Source organism: Paractinoplanes tereljensis, from assembly GCF_016862435.1.
GTDB lineage: Bacteria > Actinomycetota > Actinomycetes > Mycobacteriales > Micromonosporaceae > Actinoplanes > Actinoplanes tereljensis.
In genome coordinates, this window is the sequence record NZ_BOMY01000013.1 from 406063 (window position 1) to 426292 (window position 20230).

The window sequence follows — 20230 nt, forward strand, 5'->3', positions numbered from 1 at the left end:
CGGTCAGCCCACCCGGCGGGCGAGGGTGCTCTGCACGTCGGCGGCGGTCTCCCGCAGCGGGACGTCCAGGTCGGTCGGCTTGAGGCCGAAGGTGTCCTCGGTCCGGCGGCTGTCCAGGTGGAACGGGGCGTAGAACTGGTAGTCCATCTCGGCCAGCTCGCGGGCGATCGGGACGACCAGGCCGGCCGTGCGCATCACGAACCGAGGCAGCTGCCGGATCTTCACCCGGGGCTGGCCGGTGAGGTCGGTGTAGCGGTTGGCCAGGTCGCGGATGGTGATGGCGGGCTGGGTGGGGGCGTGCCAGGCCTTGCCGTACGCCCGCTCGTCGCGCGCCAGCGTGACCATCGTGCGGGCCATGTCGCCGGTGTAGGTGAAGCTGTGCGGCAGGTCGGGGTTGCCGGTGGCCCACGCGGTACGCCCCTTCTCGATGGCCGGCAGCAGCACCGAGCTGAACACGCCCACCGCGCCGGCGCCGACGTAGTCGGAGCCGCGCACCTCGACCGTGCGCACCCCGCTGTTGAGCGCGTCGCGCCACATCTTGATCCGAACCTTGCCCTTGCGGCCAACCGCGGCCATCGGGGTTTCCTCGTTCATCCGGCCGCCCGGCTGCGGGCCGTAGACGTAGAGGTTGCCGGTGATCACGTAGACCGCGCCGGCCGCCTTGGCCGCGGCGATCATCGCGTCGTTCATCGGGTACCACAGGCGCTCCCACTCGGTGTACTTCGGGTTCGCGCAGTTGTAGACCGCTTCGGCGCCCTCGGCGAGTGAGGTCAGCCGGGCCGTGTCGGAGGCGTCCGCGGCGACCCGCTCGAGGCCGGGCAGGTCGGGACCGCTGCCGCTGCGGGTGATCATCCGGACGCTTTCGCCCTGGTCGAGGAGGAGTCGGGCGACGGAGCTGCCGATCGGGCCGGAGCCGATGATGACGTGGTTCGACATAGCTGTTCTCCTTTGCGAGCACCGCTCTCTGTTGAGAACAACAGTTCCACGCTTCCGAGCGAAAAGCAAGAGCGGTGCTCTCGTTATGGCACACTGGTCTGTATGAGCGCCGCTGGAGTACGCGCCCGCGTCCGGGCCGAGATGACCGAAGAGATCAAGGCGGTGGCCCGCCGGCACCTCGCCACCGACGGGGCCAACCTGTCGCTACGCGCGGTCGCGCGGGACGTGGGGATGGCCTCGTCGGCCGTCTACCGCTACTTCGCGAGCCGGGACGACCTGCTCACGGCGCTGATCATCGAGGCATACGACGCGGTCGGCGCCACCGCCGAGGCGGCGGCGGCAAAACCGGCGGATGGGGACGCCGATCGGTTCCTCGCGCTGTCCCATGCCGTACGGGACTGGGCGCTCGCCGACCCGCACCAGTGGGCGCTGATCTACGGCAGCCCGGTCCCCGGTTACCAGGCACCGCAGGACACGATCGGGCCGGCCACCCGGGTGATCTTCCTGATCGCCGCGGTCGTGGAGTCGGCGTACCGATCCGGCCAGGTCGCCGCCGGGCCGCAACCGACCGGCCGCTACGCCGAGGAGCTGGCCGAGGTCGCCGCGCGGTTCGGCCCGGACGTCCCGCCCCGGCTGGTCGGCGCGGCCATGTCCGCCTATTTCCAGCTCATCGGCGCGATCAGCGCCGAACTGTTCGGCCAGCTCAGCAACTCGGTCGACGAAGACCGCCGGGGCTTCTTCGAATTTCAGATGCGCGGCGCGGCGACCTTCATCGGACTGCCCTGAGCAGGTGGCCGCCGGGCGTGTTCGGCGGCACGTCGTTGCGGCCGAAGAAATGCGCCGCGAGCTGGGCCGGCCCGAGGTCCTCGAGCTCGGTGAAGCCGAGCCCGGTCAGCTCGGCGGCGATCTCGTCCGGCTCGAAGTAGGTGAGCCACGGCTCGCCGATCCGGGCCACCCGCTCGGCCCGGGCCTCCAGCTGGGCCCGCCGCTCCGGCGACATCCGCTCCGGCGACTGGGCGTAGTCGAAGACCACCTCGTTACCCTCGGCGGCGGCCACGAAGCGCAGCGTCTCGTCGAAGCCCTCCCGGGTCAGGTAGGGCACCACGCCGAGCCAGACGAAGAACGCCGGCCCATCCAGCTCGAGCCGGTCGCCGAGCGACTCCTTCTCGAAGTCGACGCCGACGTAGGACACCGCCGGCGGAATCTCGATGCCGGTCTCGGCCAGGCGTTCCCGCTTCCACCCCTGAGTGGCCGGGTGATCGACCTCGATGACCCGCACCCCCTCGAACGGGTTGCGATAGGCGAACGTGTCGAGCCCGGCACCGAGCACCACGACCGTCCGGATGCCGCGGTCCCGCACGGCCGCGGCCAGGGCGTCCTCGGCGAAGCGGTGGCGGGCCGCGATGAACACCCGCATGGCTCGCCTCGGTGCGTCCTTCTGCAACTCCTCCGCCGACGCGCCGAGAATGCGCGGGGCCAGCGGATCTTTGAAGATCGCGCCGAACTCGAGGAACTGGTGCGCGGCCCGGTAGCGCGCCGCGCTGTACGCGGTCCTGCTCGGCTGTCCGGTTTCCATCACGGCCCCCACAATGCTCGAGAAACGTCCACGCGCTCACCCTTCAGGGGGACGCCCTCGCTCAGCAGCCGCTGCCGGGCCTCCTGCTCGTGACCGGGCGGCATCCGCCCGGCGCTGTTCACCACCCGGTGCCAGGGCACCCCGCCGCCGTGCCGGGCCATGATGTTGCCGACCTGACGGGCCGAGTTCCGGCCGGAGACGTCGGCGAGCGCGTCGGCGACCGCCCCGTACGTCATGACTCTGCCCGCCGGGATGCGCTCGACGAGCGAGAGCACCTCTTCCACGTACTCCTGGGGTGTCACCCGGGCCACGATATGGGATCGCGACGCGGCCCGGGCGCCCCACCCGAGCACAATGGGCCAGGTGCGCGAAGCAGTAACCGGTGCGCGCCGCATCGTGGTCAAGGTGGGCTCGTCCTCCCTCACCACGGCGGCCGGCGGCCTCGATGACCAGCGCGTCGATGCCCTCGTCGACGTTCTCGGTGACCTTGCCACCCACGGCCGCGAGGTGGTGCTGGTCTCCAGCGGCGCGATCGCGGCCGGCCTGGCGCCGCTGCGGCTGCGCCGCCGACCGCGCGACCTGGCCACCCAGCAGGCCGCGGCCTCGGTGGGCCAGGGCCTGCTGATCGGGCGGTACGCCGCCGGCTTCGCCCGGCACGGCATGACGGTCGGCCAGGTGCTGCTCACCGTGGACGACGTGACCCGGCGCGTGCACTACCGCAACGCCTACCGCACGCTGCGCAAACTGCTCGACCTCGGTGCTCTGCCGATCGTCAACGAGAACGACACGGTGGCCACCGAGGAGATCCGGTTCGGCGACAACGACCGGCTCGCCGCGCTTGTCGCCGCGCTTGTCGACGCCGACCTGCTGGTGCTGCTCTCCGACGTGGACGCGCTCTACACGGGCAGCCCGTCCGATCCGGCGTCCCGCAAGATTCCGTACGTCGCGGGCGACGAGGACCTGGCCGGCATCCGCATCTCGGCGCCCGGCAAGTCCGGGGTCGGCACCGGCGGCATGGTCACCAAGGTGGAGGCGGCCCGGATCGCCACCGGCTTCGGCATCCCGGTCGTGCTGACCTCGGCACCGCAGGCCGGGCCGGCGCTGGCCGGCGAGGACGTCGGCACCCTGTTCCGGGCGGCCGAGAGCCGCCCGGCCGCCCGGCTGTTCTGGCTCGCCCACGCCACCTCCCCGCGCGGCCGGCTGCACCTCGACCCGGGCGCGGTCACCGCGGTGGTGGCCCGGCGCAAGTCGCTGCTGCCGGCCGGGATCACCGCGGTCGACGGCTCGTTCGCGGCCGGCGACCCGGTCGACCTGGTCGACGCCGGCTCCGGCGCGCCGGTGGCCCGCGGTCTGGTCAACTACGACGCCGTCGAGCTGCCCGCGCTGCTCGGACGCTCCACCCCCGAGTTGGCCGCCGCCCTCGGTCCAGGCTATGAACGAGAGGTCGTCCATCGCGATGACCTGGTCCTCCTCTAAGACGAAGTGAGTGGAGAAGCGATGACTGTCCTCAAGCAGGCCGCCGACGCGCGTGCGGCCTCGATCGACCTGGCCGCTGCCACTCGCGCCGAGAAGGACCGGGCTCTGCTGTTGATGGCCGACCGGCTGGTCGAGCGGGTCGAGGACATCGTCGCGGCGAACGCGGTGGACGTGAACAACGCCCGCGACGCCGGCCAGCCGGAGGCGATGATCGACCGGCTCACCCTCACCCCGTCCCGGGTGGCCGCGATGGCCGACGGGCTGCGCCAGCTCGCCGCCCTGCCCGACCCGATCGGTGACGTGGTGCGCGGCTCGACCCTGGCCAACGGGCTGGAGCTGCGGCAGGTCCGGGTGCCGTTCGGGGTGGTCGGCATCATCTACGAGGGCCGGCCCAACGTGACCGCGGACGCGGCCGGCATCTGCCTGAAGTCCGGGAACGCGGCGCTGCTCCGGGGTTCAGGCTCGGCGTACAGCTCAAATGCCGCAATCGTCGCGGTGTTGCGCAAGGCGGTCTCGGACGCCGGCCTGCCGGCGGACGGCATTCAACTGCTCGATGCCACCACCCGCGATTCGGTCAAGGAGCTGATGCGCGCTCGCGGCCTGGTCGACGTGCTGATCCCGCGCGGCGGTGCCGACCTGATCAAGACGGTCGTCGAGGAGTCGACGGTTCCGGTGATCGAGACCGGGGTGGGCAACTGCCACGTGTACGTGGATCAGGCCGCCGATCTGGAGAAAGCGCTGGCCGTCACGGTCAACTCGAAGACCCAGCGACTGTCCACCTGCAACACCGCCGAGTCACTTCTGGTGCACATCGACATCGCCGACTCGTTCCTGCCGCTGGTGCTGGAAGAGCTGGCGATCAACGGGGTGACCGTGCACGGCGACCCGCGGGTGGCCGGTTACAGCGACGACGTCGTCCCGGCCACCGAGGAGGACTGGGGCAAGGAATACCTGTCGGCCGACATCGCGGTGGCGATCGTCGACTCGATGGACGACGCGCTCGACCACATCCGCCGATACGGCTCCGGGCACACCGAGGCGATCGTCAGCGAGTCGGGCACCGCGACCCGGCGGTTCGCGGCCCGGGTGGACGCGGCGGCCGTGATGATCAACGCGTCGACCCGGTTCACCGACGGTGGCGAGTTCGGTTTCGGCGCCGAGATCGGCATCAGCACGCAGAAACTGCACGCCCGCGGCCCGATGGGCCTGCCCGAGCTGACCTCCACGAAGTACGTCGTGACCGGAAACGGCCACACCCGCGGCTAAGGCCACTTTTACCGGCAGGCGCGCAGCACCGTCAGGGTGGTGTTGACGTCGAAGTTCGGGCCCTCGGCGCTGTCCCAGCCGCCATCCGTTCGCTGGGTGGCGGCCAGTTTCTTGCGCGCCTCCTGCAGCAGCCAGTCGTCGCCGAGGTTGACCCGGCGCAGGGCCGCCGCCATCGAGGCCGCGTCGGCCGCCGTCATGTCGTGCAGGCGGTCGCCGAGCACCAGCTGCACCCGGGCCGACTCGTAGAAGAACTGCTGGCCGTGCAGCAGGCCGGCGGCGTGCCAGCCGGCCGCCAGGAACGACGGCCAGGTGCCGTCGGGGCGCAGCAGGGAGACGAAGTGGCCGGCCGCGGCCTGCAGGGTGTTCGCGTACTTCGGCACCTGCTCCAGGTGCGGGTTGATCTCCACCTCGGCGACCGTGAACCAGAAGCCGGCCAGCGCGGTCAGGTAGAGGGTGGCTTCCGGGTCACCCGGCATCGCCCAGGGCGGCGCCTCGGCGGCCAGCGACTCGTTTTCCTGCCAGGTGCCGTCCGTCCGCTGGGCGGAGGCCAGCCAGCCCAGCGCCCGGTCGACGACGTCGCCGTGCAGGCCACCCAGGTCGTCGAGCTCGTTCAGCCGGAAGCAGGTGGCGTCGACGGACGGGAGCACCCCGTCGGTGGAGGCCGGCCAGCCGCCGGCCGCGATCTGCCCGGCCGCGATGCGCTCGACGATGTGCGGCGGTGGCGCCTGCCCGGTGCGCAGGAACGACAGACGTGCGCGCTCCACGGGGTCGCCGTGTGCGACCACGTACCCGATCGCGGCGTCGATATCGACCACGACCGTGACGCTACAGCGCCGCTCGGTAATTTGCCCCCGGCTATCGGTAACCACTCTGGGGAGTCACCAAGTGACTCCCCAGAGTGACCGATCAGTAGGACGGCAGTGACGGGTCGACCGTGTTCACCCAGGACACGATGCCACCCTGGACGTGCACGGCGTCCTTGAACCCGGCCTGCTTGATGGCGGCCAGGGCCTCCGCCGAGCGCACGCCCGACTTGCAGTGCAGCACGATCTGCCGGTCCTGCGGGAAGCGGGACAGCGCCTCGCCGGAGAGGATCTCCCCCTTCGGGATCAGCACGGCACCCGGGATGCGGTTGATCTCCCACTCGGCGGGCTCACGCACGTCGACCAGGAAGACGTCCTTGCCGGAGTCCTGCCAGTCCTTGAGCTCACGGGCCGTGATGGTCGCGTTGAGCGTGGCCTCCTCGGCCTCGGCCGAGACCGCGCCACAGAAGTCCTCGTAGTCCTCGAGGAGCTCGGTGACCGTCGGGTTCTCCCCGCAGAGCGCGCAGTTCGGGTCCTTGCGGACCTTGATCTTGCGGTATTCCATCTCCAGGGCGTCGTAGACCATCAGCCGGCCGACGAGCGGCTCACCGATGCCGGTGATCAGCTTGATCGCCTCGTTGACCTGGATCGAGCCGATCGACGCGCAGAGCACGCCGAGGACGCCGCCCTCGGCGCAGCTCGGGACCATGCCGGGCGGCGGGGGCTCCGGGTAGAGGCAGCGGTAGCAGGGACCGTGCTCCTCCCAGAACACCGACGCCTGGCCGTCGAAGCGGTAGATCGAGCCCCACACGTAGGGCTTGCCGAGCAGCACGGCCGCGTCGTTGACCATGTAGCGCGTCGCGAAGTTGTCGGTGCCGTCGACGATCAAGTCGTACTGGCTGAAGATCTCCAGGACGTTGTCGCGGTCCAGCGCGGTGTTGTGGATAACCACGTTCACCAGCGGGTTGATCTCGCGGATGCTGTCGGCCGCCGACTCGGCCTTGGGCCGGCCCACGTCGGAGACACCATGGATGATCTGGCGCTGGAGGTTGGACTCGTCGACCGTGTCGAAATCGATGATGCCGAGCGTGCCCACCCCGGCCGCGGCCAGGTAGAGCAGGGCCGGCGAGCCGAGGCCACCCGCGCCGACGGCGAGCACCTTGGCGTTCTTCAGCCGCTTCTGCCCGTCCATCCCGACGTCCGGGATGATCAGGTGACGCGAGTAGCGGCGGATCTCGTCGATGGTCAGCTCAGCGGCCGGCTCGACGAGCGGGGGCAGTGCCACGGTTTACTCCCCGGGTTGGCGGTAAGGATCGTTAGCCATTGTTGCTCGTTCGCCTACCTCGCAGCCATGACGATGACCACCGGCCCGACATGCGGGACAGGGAATATCACGGGTACGGCCAGGAGTTCGCGGTGCAACCCTTCAAACCGTACGTCTGCTGCATCATCACCGGCGCGACCTTGCCCTTCCCCGGGCACCGTTGGTGGCCGTGCCCCAGCTGATGTCCCACCTCGTGGTTGATCGCGTAGGCGCGGTAGGTGGCCAGCGGGGCGCCGTAATCGCGCACGGCACCGGCCCAGCGGTCGGCATTGATGATCACCTTGCGGGGCACCCGGCAGGACGTGAACCCGTCGGTCTCCAGGCCGCCGGTGCGGCACATCCGCTCCGAGGTGCGGGCCGAGGCCAGGTAGACGATGAACTCGGCGTGCGCCGATTCCGGGACCCGCTGGAAGCGGAAGCGGTGGCTCGCGATCCAGCTGCGGCGGTCGCCCAGGGTCCGGTTGACCTGATTGGCGAAGTCGATGGCATCGCCGGCCGGCTTCTCCACGGCGATCTTGAAGCGGTGGATCGGCCCGCGGCTGCCCACGATCGGCCCGAAGCCGGCCACATAGGCGAAGGTGCCGCTGCTGCCCACCGGCTTTTTCGAGGGAGTCGCTTTGGGTGTGGGAACGGCTGCGGCCGGGCGGGCGGAGACGACCGGGACCACGATGCGGTCGCCGTCGTCGGCCCGCACGAACTGGCCCACGGCCAGGACGGCCACCGCCAGCAGAACCGTGAGCAGGGCGAACAACAGGCGGCGACGGAGCCGCGCGGGGCGCGGCTCGGGCTCGTCGAAATCCGGCTCAAGAACCGGGGGTGTCTGCCGGGCCAGCGTGGTGCGGCTCATGGCCGGCGGATTCAGGCCGGGATTCCAGACCGGCGTACGGGGTTCGGCCGCGCGCCCCAGGGCCCGCGCCGGCTCGGTCCTCGCCCGCGAAGTCATGACATAGCCGAGATTGCCACGCCTGCTCGCCGGAGATGAGCGGTTTTACCTGGCCGGGCCGGTCAGGAAGCCGTTCCCGCGCCGCGGCCAGGCGTACGGCACGCAGCCTCGGGTGGTGAGCGTCTGCTGCACCATCACCGGCGCCGGGCCGCCCGCTTTCGGGCACCCCTCGTGCCGATGCCCGAGCTCGTGCCCGACCTCGTGGTTCACCACGTACTGGCGGTAGGTGGCCAGTGGCACCTTCGCGTTCAGGTACGGCTTGGCGGAGAGCCGCCAGCGGTCCAGGTTGATGATCGCCTGACCGGTAGTGCGGCACGAGGTGTACGGCACGCCGTTGATCCGGATGTTGGTGCCGCCGCGCTGGCACATCTTCCCGGCGGTGTCGCGGGTCGCCAGGTAGACCGTGAAGTCGGCCTTGTCGGCGCCGGCCACCATCTGCAACCGCACGTTGCCGCCGCCGATCCAGCTGCGCGGGTCACCCAGGGTCGCCGCCACGGCCTCCGCGAACGCGGTCACGTCCTCGTTGCTGCCCTGCTCGACGGCCACCTTGAAGCGGCGCAGCTTGCCCTTGCTGCCGAGCACCGGGCCGCGGGTGGACGCGTACGCGAACTTGCCCGAACCGTGTGTCGGCGGACTGGCCTGTTCCGCCGGTTTGGTGGTGCTCTCCGGGGTCGGAGTCGGGGTCGGGACGCTCGGCGTGGGTGACGGCGATGCGGATGCGGATGCGGATGCGGATGGCGCCGCCGAGGGAACCGTCGAGGCGCTGGAACTCAACCCGCGACCGGCCAGGAAACCCGACGCCACCACCGCGGTCAGCACGAGCAGCGCCAACCACCAGCGCCGCCACCGATCCGGCGAAACGGGGGATGTGGCGCCTTGCGAGATCATCGATCGCCAGAGTTTCACATTTGGCGACCGTTGTCCTGCCCGGGTGATCTTGTCGCCCTACCCGGCGGCCTCCACCGCCGGGGCCGCGATCTCGTCGAGCATCCCGACGATCGCCCGCGCCACCAGGCGCGGAACCTCCATCTGGGCCACATGCCCCACGCCCGGCAGGATCAGCAGCCGGCTGTCCGGAATCGCCCGGGCCACCTGGGCCGGCACCCGCGGGTCGATCAGCCGGTCGTTGAGGCCGCCGATCACCAGGGTCGGCGCGGTGATCTCGGTGGCCAGCCGCCACTGCGAGTTACGGCCCGGCAGGTAGGCGCGCAGGAAACTGGAGACCAGACCGCGCAGCGTGCGCAGATAGGCGCTCGGATAGTGCTGCACGGTGTAGCGCAGCCGGATCTCCTCCATCGCCTCGGCCCGGCGCTGCTCGGTCGCCTTGCGCGGGTCGCCGAAGCAGGCCGCCAGCACCTGCTCGGCCATCTCCTCGACCGGAATCCGGGTCATCCCCCACGCGAAGATCCGGTCGGCCAGCGGCAGCGCCAGCACCGGCAGATAGGGCCCGTGCGCCGTCCGGCGCGGATCAAGAAACGGCATGGCCGGGGAGATCAGGGTGAGAGAACGGATCAGGTCAGGGCGAAGAGCCGCGACGCGTACGGCGATGGAGCCGCCCAGCGAATTACCGATCAGATGCACCGGGCCCCGCCCGGCGTGCTCGAGGTAGCCGATCAGGGTCGCCGCGAACGACGGGATCGAGTAACGCGGGCTGGGATCGCTGTAGCCGAACCCGGGAAGGTCGACCGCCTGCGCGTCGAGCCGACCGGCCAGCAGCCCGGCCACGTCGGTGAAGTTCTGCGAGGAACCGCCCAGGCCGTGCACGTAAACCGCCGGCTCGGCCCCCGGCTCGGTGGCCAGGGTGTCCCGCACGTGCAACATCGACCCGCCGATCACAACCCGGCGTGCGGGCCACGGGGGTGGAGCGTCGCCGTCCGGCAGCAGCACGCTGTCGACGGCCATCCTTGCGCCTCTCATCGAGACAAGAGTGCCTCAAGGCGGCGATTGACCGCCGCCAAAGTCGCGCGAACCATGGCGTGCCGGTCGTCACCGGACACCACCGACGACCCGGCCAGCTGCTCCACCCAGCTGTTGCAGGACAGCAGCAGCACCACGACCGCGACCTGGGAGTTTCCGAACGGGACAGCGGCTGCGTGCTCGACGTAGCAGCGCGCCGGGCCATCCGGATGATCCGACTCGGACAGCAGGTCGTTGACCGCGCCGACGGTGGCCGTCGCGCACAGCCGCAGCAGGTAACCGTCCACGGCCGGGCCGTCGGCCACCCCGGACGCGGTTCGCCCGCCCACGGCCAGCTGCACCTCCACCGAGGCGTCCGTGCCGTACGTGTTGACGTGCACGTTCTCGATCAGGATGCGGGGGCCCGGGTGCTCGCCGGGGAAGAGCGGGCGCGGTGGGCCCGGCTCGTCGTCGACCTCGACCACGGCGGTCTCCTCCACGCGCGGTTCGGGCTTCGGCTCTTCGCGCTTTTCTTCCCGGCGGGGCGGCGCTTCCAGCTCGGTCGGGCGCTCCTCGCGGGGCGGGCGCACCCGCTCGACCAGCGGCGCCGGGGGTTCCGGCACCGGCTGCACCTCGGGGGCCGGCGGGGGCAGGGTGCGCTGCCGGGTCGGCGCCAGGGCGGCCGGCGAGACCGGCGCGGCCGGCGGGGGCGGTGGCGTCTCGCCCTGCATGGCGGCGTCCAGGCCCATCCGGTCCTGCAGCAGGCGGGCCACCCGGCGGCTCACCTCGGCCGGGTCGGCTCCCTCGGCCAGGTCGAGTCGCAGGCTGTGCGCGCCGGACGGCGTCGAGCGCAGGGACGCGTCCCGCACGCCGTCGACTCCGCGCACCGCAGCCAGGATCGCCTGCACGTCGAAGCCTTCCTGCCGCTCGCGCGGCTGCAGCACGTCACCGCGGCGCAGGTGCGTCGCGATCCGGGCCAGCGCCGGCGTTTCGGCCGTGGGCTCGGTCAACGGCGGCTCCGGGACTTTCGGCACATCCGGCTGAGCCGGAACGCGTTGCGGCAACACTCGCGTGCCGGTGTCGACCGGCCCGCCCGCTTCGGCGCCGGAGGTCGGGCGACTGCCGAACGCCGCGTACGCCGGAGGCGGGACATAGCCCGACGGCTCGGCGGCCGGCCCGGATTCGTACGACACCCGGCGCGGGAAGCTGGACGGATCGTACGACGGGCGGGCGCTCTGCGGTTCATCGGCCGGGGTGCTCGGCGGCGGCGGTGCGGGCGCCTGATAGGGCACCGCGGACTGCGGCTGATAAGGCACCGCTGACTGCGGCTGATAGGGCGCTACGGACTGCGGTTGGTACGGCGCCGGGGACTGCGGTTGGTACGGCGCCGGCGACTGCGGCCGGGGTGGCTCGGGAACGCTCCAGTCGGCGCGGCGGGCCACCGGGGCGGCGGGGCGCACCAGCGGCACCGCGGCGCGCTGCTGAGCCGGCACCGGCGTCGAGGGCTGCGCCTCGTCGAGGTCACCCTCGTACGGGTACGGCGGGGCGCTGTTCGGGGTGGGCAGGTCGTAACGGCTCGACTCGGCGGTCCGCAGGCTGGTCGGCCGGCCGGCGCCGGACCCCAGGCCCGGCTCGGCCCGGGAGCCCAGGCCCGGCTCGGCCCGAGAGCCCAGGCCCGGCTCCGGGCGGCTCGGCTCGGGGGCTCGCGACACCAAGCCCGGCTCGGGAGCGCGCGGCATCAGGCCCGGCTCGGGGGCTCGAGACACCAAGCCCGGCTCGGGGGCTCGCGGGACCAGGCCCGGCTCGGCGGGGCGGGCGATCGGGGCCGGCGGGGCGGGTGGCTGGGTGCGCGGCGACGGCGGGCGGGCCGGTTCCCCACCCGGCGGCGTCAGATGAGCCAGCAGGTCGGAGTAGCGGGGGCGCGCGTCGGACCAGCGGCGCTCGGTCTCGGCCGAGGGTGACACGGACGAGGGAATCTCGCCGGATTGTTTCGCGTCGACGAAGCCGGGCGGCGCGGGCGCGGGCACCGGTCCGGCCGAGCCCGGGGCGGGCGGCATCGGGATCGGCTGAGCGGGAGCGGGCTGCACGGGGCTGTATCCGCGGTCGGGCGGGGGAAATGCCTGATTACGCGGAAATGGCGTTGGGCGACGCCACGCCGGTACGTCGTTTTCCGCCTCGCCCGGGATGCCGGCGTTAGACCAGGGACTATCCTGCGTCACCCAGCCGTTCACCCGAGTGCGCTCACGCGAATCGGCACTGTTGCCGCCCTCTGCGGCTCCAGTGTCTCCGGAATGCCCTGATTCATCCACCGCGCGCTCCTCGCTCGCCCGTGCTGAGGCTACCGTGTGCATGCGGTGGCGATAAGTTGCAGCGTCGCGACAGTTGCCCGGCTCGAACGCGATCCGCGCCGATCCGGACAATAGGTGCCGACCCAACCGCGGGGACCGACCCCCTGGAGGTTAGAGAGATGACCGCTGCGTCCGGCGGGGCTCAGACAGCCCGGCCTACCCGCCTGCCCCGCTCCGCGCGCCGCAAGCAATTGCTGGCCGCTGCGCAGCAGGTTTTCGTAGCGCACGGTTACCACGCCGCCGCGATGGATGACATCGCTGAGCGCGCCGGGGTCTCCAAACCCGTGCTCTACCAGCACTTCCCCGGCAAGCTGGAGCTCTATCTGGCGCTGCTGGACACACACTGCGACGCGATAATCGCCAAGGTGCGGGACGCGATGCTGAGCAGCCACGACAACAAGGTGCGCGTCAAGGGTGCGGTCCAGGCCTACTTCGACTTCGTCGACCACGAGAGCGAGGCGTTCCGGCTCGTCTTCGAGTCCGACCTGCGCAACGACCCTCAGGTCCGGCAGCGGGTCGAGCGGGTCGAGGTGGGCTGCATCGCGGCCGTCACCGACACCATCATCTCGGACACGGCGCTCAGTTCGGACGCCGCCGAGTTGCTCGCCTCGGGCCTGGTCGGAGCGGCCGGACAGTCCGCTCAGTTCTGGCTCGCGAACGGTCGGCGTACGCCTAAAGCTGAAGCCGAAGCGCTCGTAGCTGCACTGATCTGGCGCGGCATCGCCAGCTACCCCCTCCAGGGCGGCGCATCCGGCGGAACAACACCCGAAATCGGATAACCTTCAGGGCGGTAACACCAGTACAGAGGGAGGGCCCCGTGGAGGTCAAGATCGGCGTGCAGCACACGCCGCGCGAGCTGGTGCTGGAGAGCGCTCAGACCCCGGCGGAGGTCGAGCAGGCCGTGGCCGAGGCGATGGCCAAGGACAGCGTGCTGTCGCTCACGGACGAAAAGGGTCGCAAGGTGATCATTCCGATCGCCAAGGTGGCCTACGTGGAGATCGCCGAATCGTCCAACCGGCCGTTCGGCTTCACCACCCGCTGAGGTAAGCCTCGTCCGGAGGGCATCCCGCTGTCCCGGGGTGCCCTCCCGTAACTCTGGTCTGAGGTGCGGGATCTCCCGGTCGGGTAGACTTGCGTCCGTTGCCGTCGACGTCGACTCATCTTCCTGGTTTGGAATGGCTGAGTCGCCGCGGTAACCCGCGCGCGTGCGGCCCGCTTTTACGAGCGTGTGGCCCGCGCCCTACCCATAGCGCGCCCCAGATTCGACGGGCGCACCACGAGAGGCACCCGTAAAACTTCATGACAGACATCGAAAGCTCCGAACCCGCACTCGTACCAGTTGTCAATCGCGCTCCCGTCCGTCCGGACAGCCCCACCTTTGCCGAGCTGGGTGTCCGCGCCGAGACCGTCGAGGCACTGGCGAAGGCCGGCATCACCCGGGCCTTCGCGATCCAGGAATACGCACTGCCGATCGCGCTGCGCGGCACCGACCTGATCGGTCAGGCCCCGACCGGCACCGGCAAGACCCTCGGCTTCGGCCTGCCCCTGCTCGAGCGGGTGCTCGCTCCCAGTGAGGGCGCCGACGGCAAGCCGCAGGCGCTCATCGTCGTGCCCACCCGCGAGCTGGGCCTGCAGGTCGCCCGCGACCTGGCCGCCGCGGGCAGCACCCGCGGCGTGCGGGTGCTGCCGATCTACGGCGGCGTGGCGTACGAACCGCAGGTCGACGCGCTCAAGAAGGGCGTCGAGATCCTGGTCGGCACCCCCGGCCGGCTGCTCGACCTGGCCAAGCAGAAGCAGCTCAACCTCAAGTCGATCAAGGCGCTCGTGCTCGACGAGGCCGACCGCATGCTCGACCTGGGCTTCCTCGACGACGTCGAGAAGATCCTCGCGATGATCCCCGAGCAGCGGCAGACCATGCTCTTCTCGGCCACCATGCCCGACCCGATCGTCGCCCTCTCCCGCCGCTTCCTGCAGCACCCGGTGACGATCCACGCCGGTCACACCACCGAGAGTGGCCCGTCGCCGCTGACCAAGCAGGTCGTCTACCGCACCCACCCGATGAACAAGCTCGAGATGGTGGCCCGCATCCTGCAGGCGCGCGGCCGCGGTCTCACGATGATCTTCTGCCGCACCAAGCGGGCCGCCGACCGGGTTGCCGAAGACCTCGACTTCCGCGGCTTCGCGGTCGCGGCCGTGCACGGTGACCTCGGCCAGGGTGCCCGCGAGCGGGCGCTGCGGGCCTTCCGCAGCGGCAAGATCGACGTACTGGTCGCCACCGACGTCGCCGCCCGCGGCCTGGACGTCTCCGGCGTCACGCACGTGATCAACTACGACTGTCCCGAAGACCCGGACACCTACACCCACCGGATCGGCCGCACCGGCCGGGCCGGTGCCACCGGTGTCGCGGTGACCTTCGTCGACTGGGAAGACATGCCGCGCTGGGTGCTCATCGACAAGTCGATGGGTCTCAACATGCCGCAGCCCCCGGAGACCTACCACACGAGCCCCGCGCTCTACTCCGACCTGGACATTCCGACCGACATCTCGGGCACGCTGCCGACGGCCGAGCGCAGCCGGGTCGGCCTGGCCGCCGAGGTCGAGGAAGACCTGGGCGGCGGACGCCGGCGGCGCGAGCCGAGTGGGCGCGGCGGTAGCAGTAGCGGTGGTGGCGGCACTCGCGGTCCGCGCCGGGGACGCGGCGCGACCGCGCCGGCCGAAGAAGCGCCGGCCGAAGAAGCCGCCGGTGAGCGGCCCAAGCGCCAGCGTCGGCGCCGCCGGGTCGATGAGCCCATCGGCTCGGAGACCGCTTCCGGTACGCCGTCCGAAGCGTCAACCAGCACGCCGATCGCGCCGTCCGCGGACGACACGGTGGTGGCCGCGGTGGACAGTGAGGCCGCCCCGAAGCGCACCCGCACCCGCCGCCGGGCCCCGGCCACGTCCCTGCTCTTCGACGACGGCGGCGCGACGCCACCGGCCGAGCCGGGCGCTGCGCCCACGCCGACCGCTGCGACCGCTGCGACCTCGCCGACCGAGGACGGCTCCGCCGACCTGGACGATGACTCCGCGTCCGACGATGACGGTGACCGTCCGCGTCGCCGGCGTCGTCGCGGTGGCCGCGGCAGCCGGGGTTCCGGCAACGGCGGCGCGGAGGCCACGGCCGACGTGTCCGGCGGCGCGGAAGCCGGCGTAGGCACCTCCGCCGACGCCTGATCAAACTTCACACCTTTCGGCCACGGTCCCATCCGGGACCGTGGCCGATTGTGTTGGACCTTGACCCGGCGCCGGGCCGCAGCGGGCGGACGGCCTTGCGGCCGACGGTGCTCCCACTGCTCGGCGGGACTCTTCGCTCGCCGTACTTTGAAAAGAGCGCGACGGGATTACGCAGCGTTAGTGGGTTGGGGTTACGCCTAGCGCAGCGCAGGCGTCGCGGTACATGCGGACGGCTTCGGTTCGGACCTGGCGGCGTTCGGTGAGGCGTTCGGCGAAGGGGACGCGGACCGGGACCTCGATGCCGTCGACGACGGCCTTGAATTCCAGCGCGTCGGCGTCCATGCCGGACATCCGGGCGGCGGTGGCCGACGGAATTCCGCCCAGCGCACGCACGATCAGGACGTTGTCGTCGGCGTGGTCGTCGTTCATGTGGCGGGCGATCTGAGCGATCACCTCGGGGGTGAACGGGTCGGACATGTCGGGCTCCTGCGTCGAGTCAGGTCCAGCGGCGGCGGAGGTCGTCGAGCACGGCGATGTTGAGCCGATAGGCCTCGAGTACCTCGGTGATGAATTCGTCCTGTTCGTAGGGTGACCAAGGCAGTGTGTCGAGTAACTGCCGGTAATAGGTAGTGAGGGCATCAGGATTGATGCCGTCGAATATGAAGAAGCGGTGGCCCTCGCCGTTCAGGCCGTAGGCGCGGGCGACGCCGCGGCCGAGGTACTGCCCGCCGGAGAGATCGCCCAGGTAGCGCGTGTAATGGTGGGCGACGAAGCCGATCGGGTGCGAGTTAGCGGCGTAGCGCAGGCGGGTGCAGTAAGTCGTGGTGGCCGGCAGCGCGGCGATCCGGTAGGACCAGCGGGGTCCGTGCAGGAAGCGCAGGTCGGCTTCGAGCGCCGGCAGCCGGACCAGCTCGGGAAAGACGAAGGCGCGGGCCACCGGGTCGTCGGCCATGGTGCGCGCGGCCAGCTCGAGCGCCTCGTAGAGGAACCAGTGCTGGGCGGTGAGATCCGCGTAGGCCTCCCACGGCAGCAGGCCGGTGACCAGCGCGTCCAGGAAACCGTTGGCGCGGGCCGCCTCGTGCGCGGACCGGGTGTCCTGCCGCAGCCGGGCGGAGAGCCGGTCGGCCATCTCGCTCCTTCGCTGAGGTCTCGCCGGGGGCTCAGCGTAGCGATAGATCCACTTCGTGTCCCGCCCCTTGTGAGGGGAATCGCCGGTCGGCGCACCAGGCACAATTGAGGTATGCCCCAGCCCTTGGCGGACACGCTCGCCGAAGTTCGCACCCTCCTGCTCGACCCCGCTCTCACCCGGGCCGTGGCCGCCGGTCGCCGCCGCGGTCAGACACCCACGGTGACCAGGGTGGAGCTACGGCCTGTCGCACTCAAGGACGGGTCGAAGTTGCAGATCGTCACCGACGACGGCTCGCGGCCGTTCACTCGGAACGTCTCGTGGGGTGACGAGGCCGCCGCGGCGGTCGATGAGCTGCTCGCCGAGCCGTTCGGGAACTGGCACGTGGAGACACCGTCGGCGACCGTGCAGGTGCGCATCACCAAGAAGGGTGACGCTCAGGTGCATCGCTCCGCGCCGGCCCCGACGGCCGGGGCTCTCTCCCATGACCGGGCCAAGCAGTGGCTGCTCGATCCGGGTGACCCGCTGTTCTCGGTGATCGGCGGCAACGCGGCGAAGCGCCGGCAGGTCGACGCGTTCCTCCGGGCGCTCGCGGCGACCCTGCCGGCCGAGCTGCCGACGCCGCTGCGCGTCGTCGACCTCGGCTGCGGAAACGCATACCTGACCTTTGCCGCATACCGCTATCTGACCTCGCTGGGCGCGCAGGTCCAGGTCGTGGGGGTCGATGTCCGCGAGGACCAGCGCGTACGCAATACCGCCGTGGCCGACGAACTTGACTGTTCCGCCGACGTGAGCTTCGTGGCCGGCACCATCGAGGAGGCCGCGCTCCCGTTCACCCCCGACCTGGTGCTGGCGCTGCACGCCTGCGACACCGCGACCGACCAGGCGCTGGCCCGCGCGGTGCGCTGGTCGGCCCGCTGGGTGCTGGCCGCGCCGTGCTGCCACCACGACATCGCCGCCCAGCTGAAGGGCTCCCCCGTGCCGGCCCCGTTCGGCGAGCTGACCCGGCACGCGATCATGCGGGAACGGTTCGCGGACGTGCTCACCGACACGCTCCGGGCGTCCCTGCTGCGGCTGAACGGTTACCGGGTGAACGTGGTCGAGTTCATCGACTCCGCGCACACCCCGCGCAACCTGCTGCTGCGCGCCCACCGCACCGAGGCCGCGCCGACGGCGGCCCAGCGCGAGGAGTACGAAACCCTGACCGCCGCCTGGTCGGTAACCCCCGCGCTGGAGAAGCTGCTCAGCTGACCTCGACCGTCCAGGCGGCCGTGTGCACCTGGCCGGCCACCTGGAAGTCGAAGAACATCCGGTACGTCCCGCTGCTCGGCACGGCCAGCCAGAACTTGACCTTCCCGTCGACGAGCTGCGCCTCCGGGTGGACGTGCACGTAGGCGAGATCGCCCGCGCGCAACACCACCAGATGGCCGTAGGCACCCAGATAGGGCTCCAGCACCGCGGCCTGGTGGTCCGGCCCGGCCACGCTGAGCAGGAGTGGCTGGGTGGACTTGGTGCTGGGCATGCCCTCGTAGCCGACCGCGAACCCGTCGGCGGCCACGGCCTTGACCGGCGCCGGCAGCGCGACCGGCGCATAGTTCCCGGCCACCGTGAGGTCAGTGCCCAGGGTGGTGGCGATCGGCGTACCGCCGACCACGGCGGTGAAGTCGGCGATCATCCGGTAGATCCCCGGCTGCGCCAGCGTGAGGTCGATCCCCCAGGTGCCGTCGGCGGCCATGGTCGGGTGCAGATGCCGGAACCCGCTCAGGTCCCGCCGAATCACGATGAGGTGCAGAAGCTTGTCGTGCACGACCGCGTAGGTCGTGACCGGCGCCCCGCCCGGCCCGGCAATGCGGAAGGCGAGCCGTTGCGGCTTCCCGGCGGTGAAGGACGACGTCGTAGGCACCAGGGTGAGGCCGCCGGAGCTCAGCGAGAGCCCACCGACCGCGGCGCCGGCCGTGGTGGTTGTGCTGCTCTGGGCGACCGTGCCGTCGGTGCTGTGGGTGTGTGGCTGGCTCTCGTCCATGGCCATGCCCGGCATCGCCGCGCCGCTGCCGGTGCCGGTGCCGGTGCCGGTGCCGGTGCCGTTTGTGGCCGTTGATGTCGGGGCCGAGGCTGAGACCGTGCTGTTGTTGAGCCGGCCGAGGCCGTAGCCCGCGAACAGCACCACGATGAGCAGCGCACCGAAGGCCGCGAGACGGAATCCGGCCTTGTCCCCGGCCGCGGTCGTCTCCCGCAGGCCGATCTTGGTGAGGTCCCGCTCGCTCCCACCGGTCAGCCGCCCGGACGCTTCGCTCGGGTCGTGGGTTGCCGGCCTATCGGCGCTGACCGGGTCCGGGACTACCCGCCCGCCGGTGTTGGCTGGGTCCTGGGCCGGCCGCCCGCCGGTGTTGGTCGCGCGATCGGGCGGTAGCTCGCCGCTGCCCGCGCCTCCCGCTGCGGGCGCGGCGGCGTTGGTGGTGCGGTTGGTCGGTGAATCGTCAGGCATTCGCGAGCTCGTAGCCGGCCTCGTCGACGGCGGCGCGCACGGCGTCGTCGGCCAGGGGCTCCGCGCTGGTCACCGTGACCGCGCCGGAGGCCAGGTCGACCCGCACGTCCGCGACGCCCGGCAGGGTGGAGAGTTCCCCGCTGACCGCCTGGACACAGTGCGAGCAGGTCATCCCGGTCACGGTGTAGGTGCTGGTCACAGCCATGGCATTGCCTTTCATCGTTGGTTTCGGAGTCCGTCAGGAGCGCACGAGCCGCGCGATCGCGTCGGACGCCTCCTTGACCTTGGCGCTCGGATCACCGGCTCGAGCCGCGTCGACGACGCAGTGAGCCAGGTGGTCTTCGAGAAGCCCGATCGCGACCGCTTGCAGCGCACTCTTGGCGGCGGAGATCTGGGTCAGAACGTCGATGCAGTAGGTGTCCTCATCGACCATCCGCTGAAGCCCACGGATCTGCCCCTCAATGCGACGCAGCCGCCCGAGCAGCGCCGCCTTGTCACCGGAGTAACCGTGCGGACCATGCTGTGGCGTCGACTCGTCGGACATGCCGCGAGCATACCCCCTACCCGTATCTGAGCCGCTCCCGGCCATCCTCGATATCGTGTCCCGCTTGCTGGCCTTTTGTCACCAAAAGGCACCCGTGGGCGCTACAGCGCCCATCCTCAGCCTGCCGGTCCCGAGGCCAGCGGCAGCACGCTCGGCGCAGGCGCTAGGGCGCCAGCCCTTCAAGCTGGCGGCCCAAGGCCAGCAGCAAGCGCCCTCGCCCTCGCCCTCGCCCTCGGCGTCGGCGTCGGCGTCGGCGTCGGCGTCGGCGTCGGCGTCGGCGTCGGCGTCGGCGTCGGC

Annotated in this window: 22 protein-coding genes; 7 read left to right on the forward strand and 15 right to left on the reverse strand. The window is 71.2% G+C overall.

Going from position 1 to position 20230, the window contains the following annotated elements; genetic code table 11:
- Window positions 1–3: 3 nt before the first annotated feature.
- Window positions 4–936: an NAD(P)H-binding protein gene (locus tag Ate02nite_RS11235; protein ID WP_203803312.1), complete on the reverse strand. Its 933-nt coding sequence runs from the start codon at window positions 934–936 to the stop codon at window positions 4–6.
- A 102-nt stretch (window positions 937–1038) separates the two neighbouring features.
- Here Ate02nite_RS11235 and Ate02nite_RS11240 point away from each other — a divergent pair, with 102 nt between their 5' ends.
- The gene (locus Ate02nite_RS11240) at window positions 1039–1722 is read left to right on the forward strand and encodes a TetR/AcrR family transcriptional regulator (protein WP_203803314.1); all 684 of its coding nucleotides are present in this window, start codon (window positions 1039–1041) and stop codon (window positions 1720–1722) included.
- Here Ate02nite_RS11240 and Ate02nite_RS11245 read toward each other — a convergent pair.
- Window positions 1706–2512, reverse strand: a complete 807-nt coding sequence (locus tag Ate02nite_RS11245; RefSeq protein WP_203803454.1) for a class I SAM-dependent methyltransferase — start codon at window positions 2510–2512, stop codon at window positions 1706–1708. The two genes, Ate02nite_RS11240 and Ate02nite_RS11245, sit on opposite strands and share 17 nt — an antisense overlap.
- Window positions 2512–2814: an MGMT family protein gene (locus Ate02nite_RS11250; protein ID WP_203803316.1), complete on the reverse strand. Its 303-nt coding sequence runs from the start codon at window positions 2812–2814 to the stop codon at window positions 2512–2514. The genes Ate02nite_RS11245 and Ate02nite_RS11250 overlap by 1 nt, the downstream gene beginning before the upstream one ends.
- A 61-nt stretch (window positions 2815–2875) precedes the next feature.
- Here Ate02nite_RS11250 and proB point away from each other — a divergent pair, with 61 nt between their 5' ends.
- Window positions 2876–3988, forward strand: coding sequence for a glutamate 5-kinase (proB, locus tag Ate02nite_RS11255; RefSeq protein ID WP_203803318.1), 1113 nt, complete (start codon window positions 2876–2878; stop codon window positions 3986–3988).
- Between the two features lie 21 nt (window positions 3989–4009).
- Complete coding sequence (locus Ate02nite_RS11260; RefSeq protein WP_203803321.1) at window positions 4010–5254, forward strand: glutamate-5-semialdehyde dehydrogenase; 1245 nt, start codon at window positions 4010–4012, stop codon at window positions 5252–5254.
- A gap of 8 nt (window positions 5255–5262) precedes the next feature.
- On the opposite strand, the gene Ate02nite_RS11265 is transcribed toward Ate02nite_RS11260, so the two are convergent.
- The 6 genes from Ate02nite_RS11265 to Ate02nite_RS49405 form a co-directional block, all read right to left on the reverse strand.
- The gene (locus tag Ate02nite_RS11265) at window positions 5263–6069 is read right to left on the reverse strand and encodes a prenyltransferase/squalene oxidase repeat-containing protein (protein ID WP_203803322.1); all 807 of its coding nucleotides are present in this window, start codon (window positions 6067–6069) and stop codon (window positions 5263–5265) included.
- A gap of 91 nt (window positions 6070–6160) precedes the next feature.
- Entirely contained in the window at window positions 6161–7342 is a 1182-nt protein-coding gene (moeZ, locus tag Ate02nite_RS11270; protein WP_203803324.1) for an adenylyltransferase/sulfurtransferase MoeZ, read from the reverse strand.
- A gap of 106 nt (window positions 7343–7448) precedes the next feature.
- Window positions 7449–8324: a DUF3152 domain-containing protein gene (locus Ate02nite_RS11275; protein ID WP_203803326.1), complete on the reverse strand. Its 876-nt coding sequence runs from the start codon at window positions 8322–8324 to the stop codon at window positions 7449–7451.
- Between the two features lie 45 nt (window positions 8325–8369).
- Window positions 8370–9155: a DUF3152 domain-containing protein gene (locus Ate02nite_RS11280; RefSeq protein ID WP_239147288.1), complete on the reverse strand. Its 786-nt coding sequence runs from the start codon at window positions 9153–9155 to the stop codon at window positions 8370–8372.
- Window positions 9156–9269: 114 nt separating this feature from the next.
- Entirely contained in the window at window positions 9270–10241 is a 972-nt protein-coding gene (locus tag Ate02nite_RS11285) for an alpha/beta fold hydrolase (RefSeq protein WP_203803330.1), read from the reverse strand.
- A complete protein-coding gene (locus Ate02nite_RS49405) occupies window positions 10238–12307 on the reverse strand; it encodes a Daple (RefSeq protein WP_203803332.1) in 2070 nt (689 codons plus the stop codon). The genes Ate02nite_RS11285 and Ate02nite_RS49405 overlap by 4 nt, the downstream gene beginning before the upstream one ends.
- Window positions 12308–12687: 380 nt before the next feature.
- Between Ate02nite_RS49405 and Ate02nite_RS11295 the strand changes: the two genes are divergently transcribed.
- From Ate02nite_RS11295 to Ate02nite_RS11305, 3 genes are all read left to right on the forward strand, one after another.
- Window positions 12688–13347 (forward strand): TetR/AcrR family transcriptional regulator, encoded by a 660-nt coding sequence (locus tag Ate02nite_RS11295; protein ID WP_203803334.1) that lies wholly within the window; start codon window positions 12688–12690, stop codon window positions 13345–13347.
- A 38-nt stretch (window positions 13348–13385) separates the two neighbouring features.
- Window positions 13386–13610 carry a DUF3107 domain-containing protein gene (locus Ate02nite_RS11300; RefSeq protein WP_169178561.1) on the forward strand — a complete coding sequence of 75 codons (225 nt, stop codon included), beginning with the start codon at window positions 13386–13388 and terminating at the stop codon, window positions 13608–13610.
- Between the two features lie 257 nt (window positions 13611–13867).
- Window positions 13868–15778: a DEAD/DEAH box helicase gene (locus Ate02nite_RS11305; RefSeq protein ID WP_203803337.1), complete on the forward strand. Its 1911-nt coding sequence runs from the start codon at window positions 13868–13870 to the stop codon at window positions 15776–15778.
- 177 nt (window positions 15779–15955) lie between these two features.
- Here Ate02nite_RS11305 and Ate02nite_RS11310 read toward each other — a convergent pair whose 3' ends face one another.
- Together Ate02nite_RS11310 and Ate02nite_RS11315 are read right to left on the reverse strand one after the other, a co-directional pair.
- The gene (locus Ate02nite_RS11310; protein ID WP_203803340.1) at window positions 15956–16255 is read right to left on the reverse strand and encodes a DUF2470 domain-containing protein; all 300 of its coding nucleotides are present in this window, start codon (window positions 16253–16255) and stop codon (window positions 15956–15958) included.
- Between the two features lie 19 nt (window positions 16256–16274).
- Complete coding sequence (locus Ate02nite_RS11315; RefSeq protein WP_203803343.1) at window positions 16275–16907, reverse strand: biliverdin-producing heme oxygenase; 633 nt, start codon at window positions 16905–16907, stop codon at window positions 16275–16277.
- A 111-nt stretch (window positions 16908–17018) separates the two neighbouring features.
- Here Ate02nite_RS11315 and Ate02nite_RS11320 point away from each other — a divergent pair, with 111 nt between their 5' ends.
- On the forward strand, window positions 17019–18155 hold the full coding sequence (locus Ate02nite_RS11320) for a class I SAM-dependent methyltransferase (protein WP_203803346.1): 1137 nt from the start codon (window positions 17019–17021) through the stop codon (window positions 18153–18155).
- Here Ate02nite_RS11320 and Ate02nite_RS11325 read toward each other — a convergent pair.
- From Ate02nite_RS11325 to Ate02nite_RS11340, 4 genes are all read right to left on the reverse strand, one after another.
- Window positions 18148–19389, reverse strand: a complete 1242-nt coding sequence (locus tag Ate02nite_RS11325) for a DUF8832 domain-containing protein (RefSeq protein ID WP_239147289.1) — start codon at window positions 19387–19389, stop codon at window positions 18148–18150. The two genes, Ate02nite_RS11320 and Ate02nite_RS11325, sit on opposite strands and share 8 nt — an antisense overlap.
- Entirely contained in the window at window positions 19382–19594 is a 213-nt protein-coding gene (locus tag Ate02nite_RS11330) for a heavy-metal-associated domain-containing protein (protein ID WP_203803349.1), read from the reverse strand. Before Ate02nite_RS11330 ends, Ate02nite_RS11325 begins: the two co-directional genes overlap by 8 nt.
- 33 nt (window positions 19595–19627) lie before the next feature.
- Complete coding sequence (locus tag Ate02nite_RS11335) at window positions 19628–19933, reverse strand: metal-sensitive transcriptional regulator (RefSeq protein WP_203803351.1); 306 nt, start codon at window positions 19931–19933, stop codon at window positions 19628–19630.
- A gap of 78 nt (window positions 19934–20011) precedes the next feature.
- On the reverse strand, window positions 20012–20230 hold a 219-nt coding region (locus tag Ate02nite_RS11340; RefSeq protein WP_203803353.1), incomplete at its 5' end, for a hypothetical protein.